Source organism: Acinetobacter sp. S54, assembly GCF_016624945.1.
In the GTDB taxonomy this organism is placed as follows: Bacteria; Pseudomonadota; Gammaproteobacteria; order Pseudomonadales; family Moraxellaceae; genus Acinetobacter.
The window spans coordinates 26,304-43,911 of sequence record NZ_JACVUI010000003.1 but is presented as its reverse complement, the minus strand read 5'-3'; the positions used below and the strand labels follow the sequence as shown (position 1 = coordinate 43,911).

Annotated in this window: 17 protein-coding genes; 5 read left to right on the top strand and 12 right to left on the bottom strand. The window is 39.4% G+C overall.

Annotated elements, in window-relative coordinates:
* Positions 1-9: 9 nt before the first annotated feature.
* The 6 genes from IAE20_RS05855 to IAE20_RS05830 form a co-directional block, all read right to left on the bottom strand.
* Positions 10-792, bottom strand: coding sequence for a M48 family metallopeptidase (locus tag IAE20_RS05855; protein ID WP_200481806.1), 783 nt, complete (start codon positions 790-792; stop codon positions 10-12).
* A gap of 101 nt (positions 793-893) precedes the next feature.
* The gene (locus IAE20_RS05850) at positions 894-1,205 is read right to left on the bottom strand and encodes a hypothetical protein (protein WP_200459898.1); all 312 of its coding nucleotides are present in this window, start codon (positions 1,203-1,205) and stop codon (positions 894-896) included.
* A gap of 94 nt (positions 1,206-1,299) precedes the next feature.
* Positions 1,300-2,619, bottom strand: coding sequence for an adenylosuccinate synthase (locus tag IAE20_RS05845; RefSeq protein ID WP_200459897.1), 1,320 nt, complete (start codon positions 2,617-2,619; stop codon positions 1,300-1,302).
* Positions 2,620-2,688: 69 nt separating this feature from the next.
* Positions 2,689-3,855: an ATP phosphoribosyltransferase regulatory subunit gene (locus tag IAE20_RS05840; protein ID WP_200459896.1), complete on the bottom strand. Its 1,167-nt coding sequence runs from the start codon at positions 3,853-3,855 to the stop codon at positions 2,689-2,691.
* Between the two features lie 152 nt (positions 3,856-4,007).
* Positions 4,008-4,349 carry a hypothetical protein gene (locus IAE20_RS05835; protein WP_200459895.1) on the bottom strand — a complete coding sequence of 114 codons (342 nt, stop codon included), beginning with the start codon at positions 4,347-4,349 and terminating at the stop codon, positions 4,008-4,010.
* Between the two features lie 122 nt (positions 4,350-4,471).
* On the bottom strand, positions 4,472-5,497 hold the full coding sequence (locus IAE20_RS05830) for a type I glyceraldehyde-3-phosphate dehydrogenase (protein WP_200459894.1): 1,026 nt from the start codon (positions 5,495-5,497) through the stop codon (positions 4,472-4,474).
* Between the two features lie 410 nt (positions 5,498-5,907).
* On the opposite strand from IAE20_RS05830, the gene alaS reads away from it, so the two are divergent.
* The 3 genes from alaS (at position 5,908) to csrA (ending at position 10,392) form a co-directional block, all read left to right on the top strand.
* Positions 5,908-8,544: an alanine--tRNA ligase gene (gene alaS / locus IAE20_RS05825; protein ID WP_200481827.1), complete on the top strand. Its 2,637-nt coding sequence runs from the start codon at positions 5,908-5,910 to the stop codon at positions 8,542-8,544.
* 65 nt (positions 8,545-8,609) lie between these two features.
* Entirely contained in the window at positions 8,610-9,890 is a 1,281-nt protein-coding gene (locus IAE20_RS05820) for an aspartate kinase (protein ID WP_200459893.1), read from the top strand.
* Positions 9,891-10,137: 247 nt separating this feature from the next.
* Entirely contained in the window at positions 10,138-10,392 is a 255-nt protein-coding gene (csrA, locus tag IAE20_RS05815) for a carbon storage regulator CsrA (RefSeq protein WP_004989721.1), read from the top strand.
* 69 nt (positions 10,393-10,461) lie between these two features.
* On the opposite strand, the gene rnhB is transcribed toward csrA, so the two are convergent.
* Positions 10,462-11,031, bottom strand: coding sequence for a ribonuclease HII (rnhB, locus tag IAE20_RS05810; RefSeq protein WP_200481807.1), 570 nt, complete (start codon positions 11,029-11,031; stop codon positions 10,462-10,464).
* Positions 11,032-11,042: 11 nt separating this feature from the next.
* Complete coding sequence (locus tag IAE20_RS05805; RefSeq protein ID WP_200459891.1) at positions 11,043-11,432, bottom strand: hypothetical protein; 390 nt, start codon at positions 11,430-11,432, stop codon at positions 11,043-11,045.
* A 207-nt stretch (positions 11,433-11,639) separates the two neighbouring features.
* Here IAE20_RS05805 and IAE20_RS05800 point away from each other — a divergent pair, with 207 nt between their 5' ends.
* Entirely contained in the window at positions 11,640-12,194 is a 555-nt protein-coding gene (locus tag IAE20_RS05800) for a cytochrome b (RefSeq protein ID WP_200459890.1), read from the top strand.
* A gap of 70 nt (positions 12,195-12,264) precedes the next feature.
* Here IAE20_RS05800 and IAE20_RS05795 read toward each other — a convergent pair whose 3' ends face one another.
* The 4 genes from IAE20_RS05795 to IAE20_RS05785 form a co-directional block, all read right to left on the bottom strand.
* Positions 12,265-13,263, bottom strand: coding sequence for an adenosine deaminase (locus IAE20_RS05795; protein ID WP_200459889.1), 999 nt, complete (start codon positions 13,261-13,263; stop codon positions 12,265-12,267).
* Positions 13,264-13,325: 62 nt separating this feature from the next.
* Positions 13,326-14,645, bottom strand: a complete 1,320-nt coding sequence (locus tag IAE20_RS05790) for an NCS2 family permease (protein ID WP_200481808.1) — start codon at positions 14,643-14,645, stop codon at positions 13,326-13,328.
* 54 nt (positions 14,646-14,699) lie between these two features.
* Complete coding sequence (locus tag IAE20_RS16915; RefSeq protein ID WP_413784485.1) at positions 14,700-14,804, bottom strand: hypothetical protein; 105 nt, start codon at positions 14,802-14,804, stop codon at positions 14,700-14,702.
* Positions 14,805-15,054: 250 nt separating this feature from the next.
* Positions 15,055-15,261, bottom strand: a complete 207-nt coding sequence (locus IAE20_RS05785) for a hypothetical protein (RefSeq protein ID WP_200459887.1) — start codon at positions 15,259-15,261, stop codon at positions 15,055-15,057.
* Positions 15,262-16,112: 851 nt separating this feature from the next.
* Between IAE20_RS05785 and IAE20_RS05780 the strand changes: the two genes are divergently transcribed.
* Positions 16,113-17,567 (top strand): SulP family inorganic anion transporter, encoded by a 1,455-nt coding sequence (locus IAE20_RS05780; protein WP_200481809.1) that lies wholly within the window; start codon positions 16,113-16,115, stop codon positions 17,565-17,567.
* Positions 17,568-17,608: the final 41 nt, after the last annotated feature.

Below are 17,608 nucleotides of genomic sequence, written 5' to 3'. Positions count from 1 at the left end.
TCAACCAGATTAGCGACGATTATTATAAACTGCCATCGCTGCTGGTAGGTTTTTACGCATTTCATTAATACGTTGCGTATTTGAAGGATGTGTCGACAGGAAAGCTGGCCCAGCACCCGCACCGTCCAGTTTATTCATTTTTTCCCATAGAGTGATAGCGGCCTGTGGGTTATAACCCGCTTTTGCCATTAACATTAAACCGCCATAATCCGCACGACTTTCCAGACTACGTGAATAGGGCAAGCCTACACCCACCTGACTGCCTAGATCCAGAGCAGCAGAACCCAACTGACCAATGCTGTCACCTGCATACGCCTTACCAATATTAAGCGCTAGACCCGTAAGGGCTTCTGCACCAATCTTGCTTTTTGAATGTTCTTCCAAAGCATGGGTCATTTCATGTCCCATGACCGCAGCGATTTCTGCATCACTTAAATTAAGTTTATTGACAATCCCTGTGTAAAACACAACCTTACCACCGGGGGCAACATAGGCATTGACAGTATCAGATTTGATTACAGCAAGTTGCCACTGAAACTGCTGACCTGTTTGGTTCATTTGGTTTGCATAAGGCACTAAGCGCTGCATAACGGTATTAATACGCCGATAAGTCGCAGAAGATGTATCCAACTGCCCTTTTTGCTGTGCTTCGGTTGTCATTTTACTAAAGCCCTGAGCAGCTGTTGCATTTAAAGTTGCAGAGTCCGCACCCGCTATATCAGCAAATGTTGCACAGCCGCCAAGTGTAATCATACTAGCGGTCAAAAAACTTATTAATATATTTTTATTCATCAAAACCTCTCCTCTCAAAGCAACTTAACGTGCTGTTTTGACGTGCATTATAAATAAATGTAAAAAACAAATTAAATCAATATCATTAGATTTATGTAATTCTATCTAAAAATAAATAAAATCCATGAAATTAAACAAATTACATTCACAATAAAATAGAACCGCAACAAGGGTTTGATTGTATTTTCAAGATTTAAATCATTTCGTTTAAATAATAAATAAGCATTTTGCAACAAAATTATGGGCACAATGACACAGGCTATAATTACAGTTAAGCCCATAAATGCCGCCATAAATACATTTGGATCTTGCGTTTGTAAAACAATAATCCACATTGCGATGGTTGGGGCACCCCCCATGGCGAACAAAAGAGAATAAAAAATCGTTTGTGCGATTTGTGGTTGAAGCTTCATGCCAAATTGATTTCACTATTTTTATACGGGATTTTATAAATGATAAAAGAAAAGCACCTATTTAGGTGCTCTCTTTAGTCGTAAAGTTAAATGTTTATGCTGAAAATGGATGACGAAGCACGATTGTTTCAGCACGATCTGGACCTGTTGAAATAATATCAATTGGACATTCGATCAATTGTTCGATACGTTTCACGTATGCCAAAGCATTTGCAGGAAGCTGATCAACACTGGTCAGACCCACTGTAGAATCACTCCAGCCAGGCATGCTTTCATAAATTGGTTTGAGGCTTTCAAATGAAATCGCGTCTGAAGAACCAATGCAACCAGAGTCAGTATTTTCATAACCTACACAAATTTTGACTTCTTCCAAACCGTCTAAAACATCCAGTTTGGTCAAGCAAATGCCTGAAAGTGAGTTTACATCAACTGAACGACGTAAAATTTCAGCATCAAACCAGCCACAACGACGTTGACGGCCCGTAGATGCGCCAAATTCATGACCCACTGTACCTAAATGGCGACCAATCGCATCACCTGTATCAGTAGAAGCATCATAGTGCAACTCGGTTGGGAATGGACCTGCACCCACACGTGTAGTGTAGGCTTTGGTAATTCCTAACACATAATCTAAATGCAACGGCCCCATACCAGAACCAGAACTTACTCCACCCGCAGTGGTATTTGAACTAGTAACGTATGGATAAGTACCATGATCGATGTCGAGCAAAGAACCTTGCGCGCCTTCAAACATGATCGCTTTACCATCTTTACGATAGTCATGTAGAACCTGTGTCACATCAATGATTAATGGAGCCAGAACTTCACGCCATTGATTACAAAGTGCCAAAACATCCTCAAATTTTACAGCCTCTACACCATAAAATTGAGTTAATTGGAAGTTATGTAACTCAAGCATTTCCTGAAGTTTTTCTTCAAGCGCAACGCCACCACGGACTAAATCTGCAACACGGACTGCACGACGTGCAACTTTGTCTTCGTAAGCAGGGCCAATACCACGACCAGTTGTACCAATTTTGGCATTGCCACGTTTTTTCTCACGCGCCTGATCCAGTGCAATATGGTTTGGCAAAATCAATGGACAATTTGGGGAAATGCGTAAACGTTCTTTTACAGGAACACCTTCTTTTTCCAAAATATCCATTTCATCAATTAGAGCCGCTGGAGATAGCACCACACCATTACCAATTAAGCACAATACGTTATCACGTAAAATACCTGATGGAATGAGGTGCAAAACAGTTTTCTTTCCACCTACGACAAGAGTATGCCCCGCATTGTGTCCGCCTTGATAGCGAACTACAGCTGCCGCCTGATCTGTGAGCAGGTCGACGATTTTGCCTTTACCTTCGTCGCCCCATTGGGTACCAAGTACCACAACATTCTTGCCCATAATAGCCTCATTACATCATGCTGTTAAAATTGAATGTTTATTTGCTATGCATGTATGACAAATAAACCCTTAAATTTTTTCAATCTGCCATCTGCCGTCTGCATTCACCATTTGGTGCGTTGCGTAAGGAACAGAACTTAAATCATCATTGCCTAATAACTGAATCACAGGTAAACCTTGTTGACGCGCATGATCAATCGCCTTAAGTAGACTTTCATCTTGACTATTTGGCGCAACAACCGTTTCAATCTGTTTAAATTGTCCTGCGCAAAGGGCATATAAATCACAACTAAATCCCGTTGCAGGACGTGCACGACCAAAATGCTCGCCAATACCATCGTAACGGCCACCTTGTGCCAGTGGTGCTGCACGATTTGGGGCATAAACGGCATACATTAGACCAGTATGGTAGTGATAACTGCGTAGTTCTACGACATCAATACCAATATGTAGCTCGGGCCAACGTGACTGTATTTGAATCAACGTAGTTTTTAATGCATTTAATGCATTTTGGAATGCAATATCATTTAGCACATCATCACTTAAATGACTTTGTAGTGCGTCAAGATCACTTGCATAACGACCCAGTGCATAAAAATCTGATCCAAAAGACAAGTCTTGAGTGAATTCTTCAAGCTCAGGCAAGGCCTTACGCTGATACAAATCAGATAAGTCCTGCTCAGTCTGTTTGCTTAAACCCGCACGTTCTACCAGACTACGAAACAAGCCAACATGCCCCAAATCAAGATGGACGCCATCCAGTGCGTTTGCTTGTTTGATTAAGCCCAACATTACATCGACCATTTCAACATCTGCTTCGATACTGTCATGACCATATAACTCTGCACCCAATTGTAGCGGTGCACGGGAAGAGTTAAAATTTTGGGGTTTCGTATGCAAAACAGTCCCTGCATAGCAATAACGTGCCACACCTTCGATAGAACGAACGTGTGCGTCAATACGAGCAACCTGCGGAGTCATATCTGCACGGACACCAAGTAAGCGTCCAGAGAGTTGATCAATAACTTTAAACGTGACTAGATCCAAATCATGATTTGATTCAGATAATAAAGACAACGATTCGATGTATTCGATAAAAGGTGTGTACACCAACTGATAACCCCGAGATGCGAGGAAATCCAGTGCATGTCGACGAAGCGTCTCTACTACTTGCGCTTGTTCTGGTAATACATCTGCTACCCCATCAGGTAACAACCATGTCTCTGAAATCGGCATGTTTCAAACCTAAAATTTGCTCAAGGCGGAATCAATCCGCATAAAAAAATCGGGAACACACCCGATTTCTCCAAGTCTAACACGATAGTTGCTGCCATGCACCTGACAATTTTACGAAAATTAATTTTATGACTTTACTGTTCATTTCATTGTTATTTTAGATCATCTTTTTCAAATTCATTAATACGCTTAAAATCTTCGGCATGCCCCACATACTGACTAATGAGAGCAATCAGCTCTGCATTTTGCAACTCCAGAAGCTTTGATTTTTGTACTGTTTGATTGAGCAATTCCCGATCAACCTGAACACCCTTAGCTAAATCCTGCATAATTTCCAGGGTTTTTTTGAGATTGCTTTCAAGTGTCATAACTTTTTCTTCAAGTTTCTGATGCTGGCTATCCTCTTGCAGCGAGTTTTGTTCTTTACGAAATTGCAGGACAATTAAAATTAAAACTGCAATCATTAAAATAATGATAAATAGCCACATGAGCATCTTGTTCCCCTTATTTCTTACGTTATTTATGTTTATAAAGGCATATTAAAATATAAGTCTCTATTTTATTAACACACTATCCACTTCAATGTTTAAAATATGAATGTAACACGGTTAAAAATTTATTGATTAAATGATTGGCATAAATCTAATAATCGATTTGCATATCCCCATTCATTGTCATACCAAGCAAAAACTTTCGCTTGACGCCCAACCACCATTGTTTGGGTCAAATCTACAATCAATGAATAAGGTGAATGATTAAAATCGCTAGAAACCAAAGCCTCATCGGTAACAGACATAATTTCTGAATAATCGTATTTCGCAGCATTGATCAGCACTTCATTTAAATGATGTGGATGAATAGGACTTTGTGAAACAAAACTTAAATCAATGGCTGCGACATTAATAGTAGGAACACGAATCGAATAACCATCGATTCGATTTTCCATTTTTGGCATGACTCTTTTTAGTGCATTTAATGCGCTGGATGTAGTCGGAATAATATTTTGACCAGAAGCACGAGCACGTCGCAAATCACGATGCGCATGATCCAGTACCGATTGGTCGGCAGTTACCGCATGAATTTCAGTCATTAATGCTGTTTCGATACCAAAAGCATCATCAATAATTTTAACTAAAGGAACGAGTGCCTGAGTGGTACACGATACACTTGAAATAATACGGTCTGTAGCTTTAACTTCAGTCTGATTTACACCATAAACAATAGCAGCATCCACCTGATCAAATGGTGCTGCGCCAATAATGACACGTCTAGCGCCTGCCCCTAAGTGTCGAATTGCATCGGCATGCGAACGGAATAATCCTGTACATTCTAAAACCACATCAATATTCAATGCTTTCCACGGCAAGTTTTCAGGCGCTTCTTCACGAAAAACCTGTACGGCAAGCTCACGGCCAAAAGCTTGAATAGTTAAGATAATCTGTTCATTTTCGATATTGATCGTCACGTCACCATGAAAACGACCATGTGTCGTATCATATTTAAACAAATGCACTAACGTCTCAACATCAGCAATGTCATTGATCGCCACAATATCAAAGTTAAACTGTTTTGGATTTTCAAACCATGCACGTAAAACATTTCGGCCAATCCGACCAAATCCATTAATGGCGATACGTTGCATGCTTTACCCTTTTATCGAAGCGATCTGACTATATGTTAAAACATTGATTATCACGATGATACAATTGAATGGAGAGTTTAGACGAGTTTGTTATTTTTTGATCAATTAGATCCTTTATAAATGCCCTTCTACTTTCATCGGTTTACCCCAGAGTACCTCTACAAATATAGACTTCCTGTAAAATTACTACTTTTTTGATGAAGCCTCTCCATTCATTGACAACACTATTGCATAGAATTGTCATGATTTCTCGGTAAAATCGTTGGTTGAACGGGGTTTTTCCGTTATAATTTGGCACTTTTGAAATCTACGCCACGCATTCATCCTAAATCGTTTTTTGTTTTAACGATCGCTGTCTGCATATAGCCTAATTGAATTTATGGAGTGACTTGGTTGTGAGTACTCGTTTTATGACATCTGCTGAAATTCGTGAAGCTTTTTTGCGCTATTTTGAATCGCAAGGCCACACACGTGTCGCGTCGAGTTCACTTGTACCCGCCAACGATCCTACTTTGCTGTTTACCAATGCAGGCATGAACCAGTTCAAAGACTGTTTTCTTGGTTTAGAAAAACGTGATTATGTACGCGCAGTTTCATCACAAAAGTGCGTCCGTGCAGGCGGTAAACATAACGATCTTGATAATGTTGGCTATACAGCACGTCACCATACTTTTTTTGAAATGCTGGGTAATTTTTCTTTTGGCGACTATTTCAAACAAAATGCACTTAAATTTGCATGGGATTTCTTAACCAGTGAACAATGGTTAGGTTTACCAAAAGATAAACTTTATGTCACGGTTTACCATACAGATGACGAGGCATACGACATCTGGAACAAAGAAATCGGTTTAGCGCCTGAGCGTATTATTCGTATTGGTGACAACAAAGGCGAGAAATACGCATCGGATAACTTCTGGGCAATGGGTGACACTGGTCCTTGTGGCCCTTGTTCTGAAATTTTCTTTGATCATGGTGACCATATCTGGGGTGGCTTACCGGGTACACCTGAAGAAGATGGCGACCGTTTCATTGAAATCTGGAATAACGTTTTCATGCAATTTAACCGTACCGCAGACGGTGTATTGCATCCTCTTCCAGCCCCTTCAGTGGATACTGGCATGGGCTTAGAACGTATCAGCGCAGTATTACAACATGTCAATTCAAACTATGACATTGACATGTTTCAGCATCTTATCAAATCTGCATGTGAAATTATTGGTGTTCAAGATGAAGGCCAACCTTCGCTACGTGTTTTGGCGGATCATGCCCGTTCTTGTTGCTTCTTGATCGCAGACGGTGTAAATCCTTCCAATGAAGGTCGTGGCTATGTATTACGTCGTATTATTCGTCGTGCAGTACGTCATGGCAATAAACTTGGAGCAACAGGTACTTTCTTCTATAAAATGCTCCAACCTTTGATCGATGTCATGGGCGAAGCCTATCCTGAACTTAAAAATGATCAGGCACGTATTGAAGCTACTTTAATCAAAGAAGAAGAACAGTTCGCTAAAACTCTGGAGCAAGGTCTAAAATTGCTTGAAGGCGAACTTGCTCAACTTTCAGGCAAAGTCATTCCTGGCGAAACCGTATTTAAACTCTATGACACTTATGGTTTCCCTACTGATTTGACCGCTGATATTGCTCGTGAGCGTAATCTAGAAATCGATGAAATCGGTTTTGAACGTGAAATGGAAGCTCAACGTCGCCGCGCTCGTGATGCAGGAAAGTTTGCAGTCGATTACAACAGCATTGTAAAAGTTGAAGGTGAAACACAATTTGATGGCTACGATGCAACTGCAGGTCAAGGTCAAATTGTTGCGATCTATAAAGATGGTGAACAAGTTGAAGAAGTCGTTGAAGGTGATGAAGCCTTAATCGTACTTAACCAAACTCCTTTCTATGCAGAAAGTGGTGGTCAGATTGGTGACACGGGTCTGTTTAAAAACGATACAGGTATTTTTGAAGTTCAAGATACCAAAAAATCGGGTGGTGCATTTGTCCATCAAGGCATAGTCACCATGGGCAGCTTAAAAGCGACACAAAATGTTGAAGCTATCGTGAAAGCCGACATTCGTGCTGCGACTGCCCGTAATCACTCTGCAACTCACCTTTTACATGCAGCACTGCGTCAGATTCTAGGCACACATGTTCAACAAAAAGGTTCACTGGTTGCCAGTGACATTTTGCGTTTTGACTTCGCCAATGACCAGCCAGTAAGCTTTGAACAATTGCAACAAGTCGAGCAATTGGTGAATCGTGAAATCATTGCTAATACGTCAGTTGGTGTTGAAGTACTGGATATTGAATCTGCCAAAGCCAAAGGCGCAATGATGTTATTTGGTGAAAAATATGGCGATGAAGTTCGCGTACTTTCTATGGGTTCAATAATTGAAGAGCGTAATTTCTCCATTGAACTTTGTGGTGGTATTCACGTACAGCGCACGGGTGATATTGGTCTATTCAAGATTACTTCCGAAGGTGGCGTTGCGGCGGGTATTCGCCGTATTGAAGCAGTAACTGGAACAAAAGCACTTGAAGTGATCCAAAAAGCTGATACTGATATTCAACATATTAATAGCGTGTTAAAAGCACAAAAAGATCAAACCGTAGAACGTGTTCAGGCTGCAGTAGAACATACTTCAGCATTGCAAAAGCAGATTGAGCAGCTTAACCAAAAGTTAGCGAACTTTCAGGCGGCTGAACTTCTAAGCCAAGTTCAAACCGTTGCAGGTCGTTCTACCCTGATCACTACTGTTCAAAATATGGATGCAAAATCACTTCGCAACCTACATGACAGTGTGAAATCAAAATTAGAAGATGCGGTTATTGTTTTAGCAGGGATAGAGGGCGACAAAGTCAGCCTGATTGCTTCCGTTGCAAAACAATATACAGCTCATCTAAAAGCAGGTGACATCATCAAACACCTTTCAACCGAACTTGGTGGTAAAGGTGGTGGTAAACCTGACTTAGCACAAGGTGGCGCGCCACTAAACGAGAAGTTTGAACAAGTGATGGCAGCCCTTCCTGCTTGGCTTGAACAGCACTAAGACTTCACTTTTGTGTAACTGACCTTGAATAAGCCTCTCAGGGTCATGGCTTATATGGAACAACTATGGCATTAATCGTTCAAAAATATGGCGGAACCTCAATGGGGACTCCCGAGCGCATTTTAAATGTTGCTCGTCGTGTGAAGCGTTGGCATGATCATGGCCACAAGGTTGTGGTAGTGGTTTCAGCAATGAGTGGTGAAACTAACCGCTTACTTGCACTAGCTAAAGCCATTACCGAAACTCCTGATCCACGTGAACTAGACCAAATGGTGTCTACAGGTGAACAGGTAACGATTTCAATGTTAGCAATGGCACTAAATTCAATTGGTGTAGAAGCTAAATCTTATACAGGTCGTCAGGTTGGAATTAGAACTGACAATGCCTACAATAAGGCACGTATTGAAGCGATTGATACCGATGTTATGAGTGCAGACCTTGATTTAGGTCGTGTACTTGTTGTTGCCGGTTTTCAGGGTGTAGATGAACACGGCAATACCACAACACTAGGTCGTGGTGGTTCTGACACCACGGGCGTGGCACTTGCAGCAGCCTTAAAAGCGGATGAATGCCAGATCTATACTGATGTTGATGGTGTTTATACCACTGACCCACGTGTTGCACCAAAAGCCAAAAAAGTGGATCGTATTTCATTTGAAGAAATGCTGGAAATGGCATCTCTGGGTTCTAAAGTCCTCCAGATTCGTTCTGTAGAATTTGCTGGAAAATATCAAGTTCCGCTTCGCGTATTATCAAGCTTTGATAATGACAATGATGGCGTATTTGATGAAGACTTTAAACAAAACGTTGGGACTTTAATTACCACTGAGGCGGAAGACGACATGGAACAACCGATTATTTCTGGTATCGCATTTAACCGTGACGAAGCTAAACTCACTATTTTAGGTGTACCTGATGAACCAGGTATTGCTGCCAAAATCTTAGCTCCAATTAGCGCCGCAAATATTGAAGTCGACATGATCATCCAGAATGTCGAAGAAGATGGTACAACTGACTTCACCTTTACTGTAAATCGTGGAGATTTAGTAAAAGCCAAGAAAATTCTTGAAGAAACTGCTTCAAACATTGGAGCACGTGAAGTAGCAACACGTGATGATATTGTAAAAGTATCCATTGTGGGTGTAGGCATGCGTTCACACGCAGGTGTTGCTAGCAAAATGTTCATTGCACTTGCAGATGAAGGCATCAATATCCTGATGATTTCAACATCTGAAATCAAGATCTCAGTATTGATTGAAGAGAACTATTTAGAACTTGCAGTGCGTACTTTGCATACTGCATTTGGTTTGGATCGTGAGCATGGTGAAAGTAGTGCGCGCGCATAAACTTTGACCAAACAAACTGTGAAATAGATCACTTTTCAACAATTTGTGTCAAAAAAGCAGAGCCACTGTAGTTTTTTCTATAGTGGCTCTGTTATATTAAGACCCATGTATTTAGAAAATTTCAGCAGTTTTAATAAATATAGCACTTTTTTTATTGATTCTGTTAAACATTTCTCTAATTCTGAGGTTGTAATTTCGGTTTCTTAAACCACTATCGCAGGTTTAGCGTTTTAGCAAGGAGATAAACATGCTGATTCTGACCCGTCGTGTCGGAGAAACATTAATGATTGGGGATCAAGTCAGTGTAACTGTGCTTGGCGTTAAAGGTAATCAGGTTCGTATTGGTGTGAATGCACCGAAAGAAGTATCTGTGCACCGTGAAGAAATCTACCAGCGTATTCAACACGAACGTGCCATGCATGAACACCTTCAGCATCTTGATCAAGACTATCAGCCTTCATTTGAAGATGATAATTTCTCTCAAAACAATTTTAATCGTTAAGAATATATAATTGTATTGATGATTAAAGCGGCTATCAAAGCCGCTTTAAATATTTCTGTCTTCGTTATTTTATAGCAGACCTAATGCTTTTTTTACGGGTGCATAACTGCGTCGATGTTCATCAATCACCCCATGATGAGCAATTGCTTCAAAATGCGCCTTAGTTGGATAACCTTTATGCTTGGCAAAGCCAAATGCAGGATATTTTTCATCCAGTAATTTCATTTGCCTATCTCGCGCGACTTTTGCCAAGATACTGGCAGCACTGATTTGTGCATGAGTCGCATCGCCTCCCACTATTGCCTCACAGCTAATGCATATGCCTTTAGGAATCTGATTGCCATCGACAAGAACCTTAGTGGGTTGAATTTTCAGGTTTTCTACCGCACGATTCATTGCGAGAAAAGTAGCCTGCAAAATATTCAATTCATCGATTTCAACATGCGTCGCTTCTGCAATTGACCAAGCCAACGCTTTTTCCTGAATTTCAACAAACAATTTCTCACGTTTCTTTTCCGTCAGCTTTTTTGAATCATTCAATCCATCGATTGGATTATCAGGATCCAAAATCACAGCTGCCGCAACCACTGAGCCTACCAAGGGCCCGCGTCCAGCTTCATCTACACCAGCAATTATCATGTTAATATCTTTTATTTACTTGAGCTGAATGCTTCGTTTACACAAGCTGTCACTGTTTTAGAAACGACCTGCCCCACCATGGTTGCACGTGCATTCGGATCGAATGTTGCATTCGCTAAATCTGCCGCCGTCACGCTATAAGGCGCTTTTTCACTTACGCAGCCACACACTTCTGTCTGTATATTTTGCTTTTGTTCAGTCGTCATCAATTTTGATGCTGTTTGCCATGCAGGAATAGTATTAATTTCATTGACACATTTTGCATTTACTGCCACTTTTAAAGCAGCCATCCCCAACTGTTCTGTGGTACTACTTGCTGTATTGGTGTTCATTGAACCATCTGTAGCACAACCTGCCAAACCAAGTGTTAAAAAAGCAGCGCTTAAAAAATACTTATTCATGAATCTATCCTGTTAAAAATTTTCCGCTATTTTGCCTAAACCCAGACTGCTATGAAATATGTAAATTGTAGAAATAGGTGAATTTTGCCGAATTACTGGTCATACATCGTTTCATTTAAAAAACGCTTCGTTACAACAGCCCCATTTTTTAAGTTCTTCTTCTAGTCTATTCTCGCGTGATAATTAGCAATTGAAAGGACATTTTTCATGTCTAGTTCTAGCCAGTACTACACAAGAACGGCACAATATTTACACTGGATTATGGCTCTTATATTTATTACTGCATGGATCATCGGTTTCTACAGTGGTAATTTTTTAAGTTATGAGACTGATGGTAGTTTTAAAGGTGATGTCATCACCCTGCATAAAAATATTGCGACAACAATCATTTTCCTTGTGATGATTCGTATCTTTTGGCGTTACACTCATCCCGCACCTCAGCTACCAGATACCATGTCACCTTCCATGAAAAAACTGGCACATGCAGGTCATTTAGCGCTGTATTTTATTTTATTGGCTTTGCCAATTACAGGCTGTTTATTTAGCTGGAGCGCAGGACATCCCGCCCCTGTACTTTATCTATTTAATATTCCGCAATTGATAGGTGAAAACCCTGAAGTGATGGCTGTAGTTAAACCCTTGCATATTTATCTGTCATGGTTTGCAGGCTTATTGGTATTAGGTCATATTCTAGCTGCATTGAAACATCATTTTATTGATAAAGATCATGTATTGATTAGCATGAGTCGACAACCCAAATAGCTCTATGACATAAAATAGTATTTTCCTATAAAAAAACGCATCAAATTTAGATGCGTTTTTTCATGAAGATTTATAATTGCTGAATAGCAGCAATCCATTTTTGTTTTTCAGCTTGCTCTATAAATGAGGCTTCAAATGAGTTGATCGCCAACTGTTTAAGCTCATCATTCGATAAATTTAATGCATGGTGTACTGCAAGAAAATTATCATTCATATAACCACCAAAATATGAGGGATCATCTGAATTAATAGTGACATGGACACCCTGTTTAAGCAAACGATGAATATTATGTTCAGCCATATCATCCACTACACAAAGCTTTAAATTACTCAGTGGACATACAGTTAAAGGCATTTTTTCATCAATTAAACGCTGTAATAAATCTGGATCTTCATCTGAACGAACCCCATGATCAACCCGGTTAACCTTAAGTAAATCAAGCGCTTCCCATACATATTCTGGTGGGCCTTCTTCACCAGCATGCGCTACAATAAGAAAACCTGCCTCACGTGCCTTTGCAAAAACACGTTCAAACTTGGACGGCGGATGTCCAACTTCACTCGAGTCCAATCCAACTGCAATAATATCGTCTTTAAAAGCTAAAGCTTGCTCAAGTGTCTTAAATGCATCTTCTTCACTTAAATGGCGCAAAAAGCACATGATGAGTTGTGAGCTAATACCCAATTGGTCTTTTGCATCTAAACAAGCGCGTTTTAAGCCATTTAATACGGTCGCAAATTCAACGCCACGCTCAGTATGTGTTTGTGGATCGAAGAACATTTCTGTATGAACCACTTTATCTTCTGCACATTTTTCAAAGTACGCCCAAGCCAAATCATAGAAATCCTGCTCATGCACCAACACATTGGCACCCGCATAATAAATGTCTAGAAAAGACTGCAAGTTATGAAAATTATAAGCTTGCTTAATTTCTTCAATTGACTGGTAGGGAATCTGAATATGATTGCGCTGTGCAATTTTAAACATCAATTCAGGCTCAAACGTCCCTTCGATATGCACATGTAACTCTGCTTTGGGTAAAGCACGAATTAACTCAACTTGGTTCATAACAACTCCAAAATAATAAAGGGTGCAGAAACACTATCTGCACCCTTTTTCTTTAATAAAAATTAACCGCCAAATACAGCAAACTTAAATGCCCAAAGCGCAGCTACAATCCAGACCATATACGGTACAGTCTTCGCCTTACCTGTAAACAACTTGATCAAGGCATAGCTAATAAAGCCCATCGCGATACCGTCCGCAATGGAATAAGCAAATGGCATGAATACAATTGTAAGAAATGCAGGAACAGCTTCAGTAATATCTTCCCAATCAATATTGGTAATACCCTGAATCATTAACACCCCAACAAATAAAAGCGCTGGAGCAGTTGCAAAACCAGGTACAGACTGAGCAAGCGGAGCCAAAAATAAACAGGCAAGGAATAAGCAAGCCACCACTACGGCAGTTAAGCCAGTACGACCACCTGCGGCCACACCAGAAGCTGACTCAATATAAGGAGTAGTTGATGAAGTACCTAAAGCTGCACCCGCTACAATAGCAGTGGAATCCGCAAATAATGCTTTTTTCAAACGTGGCAATTTACCATCGACCAATAGTCCAGCGCGATGGGAAACTCCCACCAACGTCCCTGTACTATCAAATAAATCGACCAAAAAGAAAACGAAAATTACGCCAATCAAACTTGCGGTAAATAATCCTTCAAAATCCATTTGCAAAAAAGTAGGGGCTAAAGATGGAATATCGCCGACTACACCTTTAAATTGATTGAGCCCCATCAAAGTCGCGATTGCTGTGATTACCAGAATACTGATGATAATCGCACCACGAATTCTAAAATGATGCATCACCACAATCATTAAAAAACCCAGTAAAGATAACAATACTGTAGGCTGCTTGATATCGCCCAGTCCAACTAAAGTAGCAGGATTCGCCACAATAATGCCTGAATTTTTGAGCGCCACCAATGCAAGGAATAAACCAATCCCCCCGCCAATCGCAAACTTCAGTGACATCGGAATAGCATTTACGATGGCTTCACGAATTTTTAAAAAGCTAATCGCTAGGAAAATAATTCCTGAAATAAAAACCGCGGCTAGTGCGGTTTGCCATGGCACTCCCATGCCTAGACAAACTGAATAGGTAAAATAGGCGTTTAATCCCATACCTGGCGCAAGTGCAATCGGATAATTGGCAATCAGCCCCATGACCAAACACCCTATCGCAGCAGCCAAACAGGTTGCTACAAATACAGCGCCATGATCCATGCCTGTTTCAGACAAAATAAGTGGATTGACAATGATGATATAACACATCGTCAAAAAGGTCGTTACACCTGCAAGCACTTCAGTTCTAAAGCTTGTCTTATTTTCGCTTAATTTAAATAAGCGCTCTAACAAGTCTGCTGAAGGGTTAGGAGTTGACATAACATAGTCCCTACAAAAAGTTTGAGCATACGATATTGCGATTTGTACACAATCTTAAAGTGAATTTTTATTTGAATACACTTTTAAGACTGCATATGGTTTTGTAATAGAAAAAGCAATCACTATGCCAATGAGCACAATTAAAAGACATTTCTCCATATCAAAATAAATACTATACGTAATATGCGATAAGGTTTAATCATCTGATAAAACACAAAAAAGCCGCATAGGTCTATGCAGCTTTACATATACTTGAAGGAATATGATGTTAAAAATATTAATTGATATTTTTAATGCCATCTCCTGTGAGGATTATAACATAATATTTTTTACTTTTACTTTTTAGAAGCAAATAGTGGTTCTAAGAAAAATGAATAAAAATCATAATTTTACTATAAATAATTCCTGATTATTGAATAATATCTTGATGATGAACCCGATACAGCGACGAACGCTGATTGTAATTCGGGTTAGCTTCAAGGGCTTTAAGACTATGCTCAGCGTCATTGATCACTTTACTCACTTGCTCTCTTTTCTTTACCTTTGAATCAAGATAAATACTATAACCAAGCAGGATCACTAAGCTCGCAAAAACTAAAACGAGTATATTTCTCATAAACGATTTTCTTGTTATTCATCCACAAGTGATATATTTTACCAAAAATAATAAAAATGCGACATATTTAACACTTAATAGCACCATGTATTTACAACATTTACCTATTAATGATTATGCCTTCTTTGAAATTTTTGGCCCCTTTTTTACATCACGCCATGATATGGAAAATAATAAATTTCACCCTATCATATTATTGTTAAGTTATTGATTTAAAAATTATTATTTAAAAACATCAGAATCAATCTATCGTTCTATTCAAATGACTCTTGAATGACTTTAGACCATTTCTAAACTTCACTACATTGTTTCATGACCCATTATATTCGTATCAGTTAGGTTACTTAAGGATCAAAAATATCATTTTTGATATTTTTGGAGAGCAAAAAAACCTCTCATAATATTAATTTTATTCAGATTTATAGTCAAAAACTACGAACCTATTCACTGTCTATTTTTTTGTTATTTTGCAAATAAACTATTGTATTTTGATGACAAAATGATGAACTCTATCATTGTTATCACAATTAAATGATAAATAATCAACATCTTTATCAATGTAATTATATGCCTCTCAAGATTGGCAAAAATTATCCTTCATCTTAAGATAAACTTGCTTTTCAAATGGCCTATGGCATGAAATTAAGCAGCCTAAACATGGTTTTTCAAGCGTAAAAATGTTAAGCTCGCGCCTCATTTCAAGATTTATTTAGTTTATGCAGATCACGCCACCTTAATTAATTGAGTTATTTTCAAATATCAATTCATCACTGTCTAGTGATGTGGTGTCGTTGTGTGTGTAAATATCACATCACTAGCCTTTTATAACAGATAAATTTTATAGGCTATTTATGTTTCAGCAAATTCGCAAAGAATGGTTTTCCAATATTCGTGGAGATGTTCTTGCCGGTTTAGTCGTTGGACTGGCCCTTATTCCAGAAGCAATTGCATTTTCCATTATTGCAGGTGTTGATCCCCAAGTTGGATTATATGCTTCATTTTCTATGGCCGTTATTATTGCCTTTATGGGTGGTCGCCCTGCCATGATTTCTGCTGCAACAGGTGCCATGGCTTTACTTATGGTCACCCTTGTAAAAGAACATGGTCTTGATTATCTTTTTGCAGCTACGATTCTAACTGGCTTTATTCAAATTATTGCGGGTCAACTGAAACTCGCCAAGCTTATGCGTTTTGTTTCCAAATCAGTTGTGATTGGTTTTGTAAATGCACTTGCGATTTTAATTTTTATGGCACAACTCCCTGAATTAACCCATGTATCTATTCAGGTGTATCTATTTGTGATTTTAGGTTTAGCGATTATCTATCTCTTTCCCTATATTCCAAAAGTCGGAAAATTGATTCCCTCACCTATGGTCTGCATTATCGTCATTACATTTTTAGCTTTATTTTTAGGTTCAAATGTGAGGACTGTAGGCGATATGGGGCATTTGCCTAATAGCTTACCCCACTTTTTTATTCCAAATATCCCATGGAATCTTGAAACCTTATGGATTATTTTGCCCTATTCTTGTGCATTGGCAGCGGTAGGATTATTAGAATCTATGATGACTGCAACGATTGTAGATGAACTTACAGATAGCTCTAGTGATAAACATCGTGAATGTAAGGGTCAAGGTCTTGCCAATATCGTGACTGGTTTTATGGGCGGTATGGCGGGCTGTGCCATGATTGGACAATCCATGATTAATGTGAAATCGGGTGCTCGTCAGCGCCTGTCTACATTAGTGGCAGGCGTTTTTTTGCTTATATTGGTGGTGTTTATAAGCGACTGGTTACGTGTGATACCAATGGCTGCACTTGTAGCAGTGATGATTATGGTTTCAATTAGCACCTTCGACTGGGGATCTATTAAAAATTTTAAACGCAATCCCCAAAGTAGCAATATTGTCATGATTAGCACAGTAATCGTGGTGGTTGCTACACACAATCTGGCCATAGGTGTTTTAGTCGGTGTTTTGCTCTCTGCATTGTTTCTAGCTCAAAAACTTGAGAATGATGTACACATAGAAACTTCGCGTCATGGCAATACCCGTGTATATGATGTACGTGGCCAGTTGTTTTTTAGCTCTTCAGAGCGTTTTTCTCGCGCTTTTGATTTTCAGGAAAATGTTGAGCAGATCATCATTAACTTAACCCACTCTCATATTTGGGATGTTACGACAGTGGCTTCACTAGACCATATAGTCGAAAAGTTTCAGAAAAATGGAATACACGTCACGGTGAAAGGGTTAAATGAAGCTAGCTCTATCATGATTGATAAATATGGTAAACATGCCAAAATTTAAATTACATATAAAAACCCGTGTAGATTTGCACGGGTTTTTAT

Excerpts from the sequence above, each read along its gene's own strand:
- IAE20_RS05785 (WP_200459887.1), bottom strand. The coding sequence starts at position 15,261 with ATGAGAAATATACTCGTTTTAGTTTTTGCGAGCTTAGTGATCCTGCTT.
- IAE20_RS05780 (WP_200481809.1), top strand. The coding sequence starts at position 16,113 with ATGTTTCAGCAAATTCGCAAAGAATGGTTTTCCAATATTCGTGGAGAT.
- alaS (WP_200481827.1), top strand. The coding sequence starts at position 5,908 with ATGACATCTGCTGAAATTCGTGAAGCTTTTTTGCGCTATTTTGAATCG.
- IAE20_RS05850 (WP_200459898.1), bottom strand. The coding sequence starts at position 1,205 with ATGAAGCTTCAACCACAAATCGCACAAACGATTTTTTATTCTCTTTTG.
- IAE20_RS05805 (WP_200459891.1), bottom strand. The coding sequence starts at position 11,432 with ATGAATAAGTATTTTTTAAGCGCTGCTTTTTTAACACTTGGTTTGGCA.
- IAE20_RS05800 (WP_200459890.1), top strand. The coding sequence starts at position 11,640 with ATGTCTAGTTCTAGCCAGTACTACACAAGAACGGCACAATATTTACAC.
- IAE20_RS05830 (WP_200459894.1), bottom strand. The coding sequence starts at position 5,497 with ATGCAACGTATCGCCATTAATGGATTTGGTCGGATTGGCCGAAATGTT.
- IAE20_RS16915 (WP_413784485.1), bottom strand. The coding sequence starts at position 14,804 with ATGGAGAAATGTCTTTTAATTGTGCTCATTGGCATAGTGATTGCTTTT.
- IAE20_RS05855 (WP_200481806.1), bottom strand. The coding sequence starts at position 792 with ATGAATAAAAATATATTAATAAGTTTTTTGACCGCTAGTATGATTACA.
- rnhB (WP_200481807.1), bottom strand. The coding sequence starts at position 11,031 with ATGATAATTGCTGGTGTAGATGAAGCTGGACGCGGGCCCTTGGTAGGC.
- csrA (WP_004989721.1), top strand. The coding sequence starts at position 10,138 with ATGCTGATTCTGACCCGTCGTGTCGGAGAAACATTAATGATTGGGGAT.
- IAE20_RS05845 (WP_200459897.1), bottom strand. The coding sequence starts at position 2,619 with ATGGGCAAGAATGTTGTGGTACTTGGTACCCAATGGGGCGACGAAGGT.
- IAE20_RS05795 (WP_200459889.1), bottom strand. The coding sequence starts at position 13,263 with ATGAACCAAGTTGAGTTAATTCGTGCTTTACCCAAAGCAGAGTTACAT.
- IAE20_RS05820 (WP_200459893.1), top strand. The coding sequence starts at position 8,610 with ATGGCATTAATCGTTCAAAAATATGGCGGAACCTCAATGGGGACTCCC.
- IAE20_RS05790 (WP_200481808.1), bottom strand. The coding sequence starts at position 14,645 with ATGTCAACTCCTAACCCTTCAGCAGACTTGTTAGAGCGCTTATTTAAA.
- IAE20_RS05835 (WP_200459895.1), bottom strand. The coding sequence starts at position 4,349 with ATGCTCATGTGGCTATTTATCATTATTTTAATGATTGCAGTTTTAATT.
- IAE20_RS05840 (WP_200459896.1), bottom strand. The coding sequence starts at position 3,855 with ATGCCGATTTCAGAGACATGGTTGTTACCTGATGGGGTAGCAGATGTA.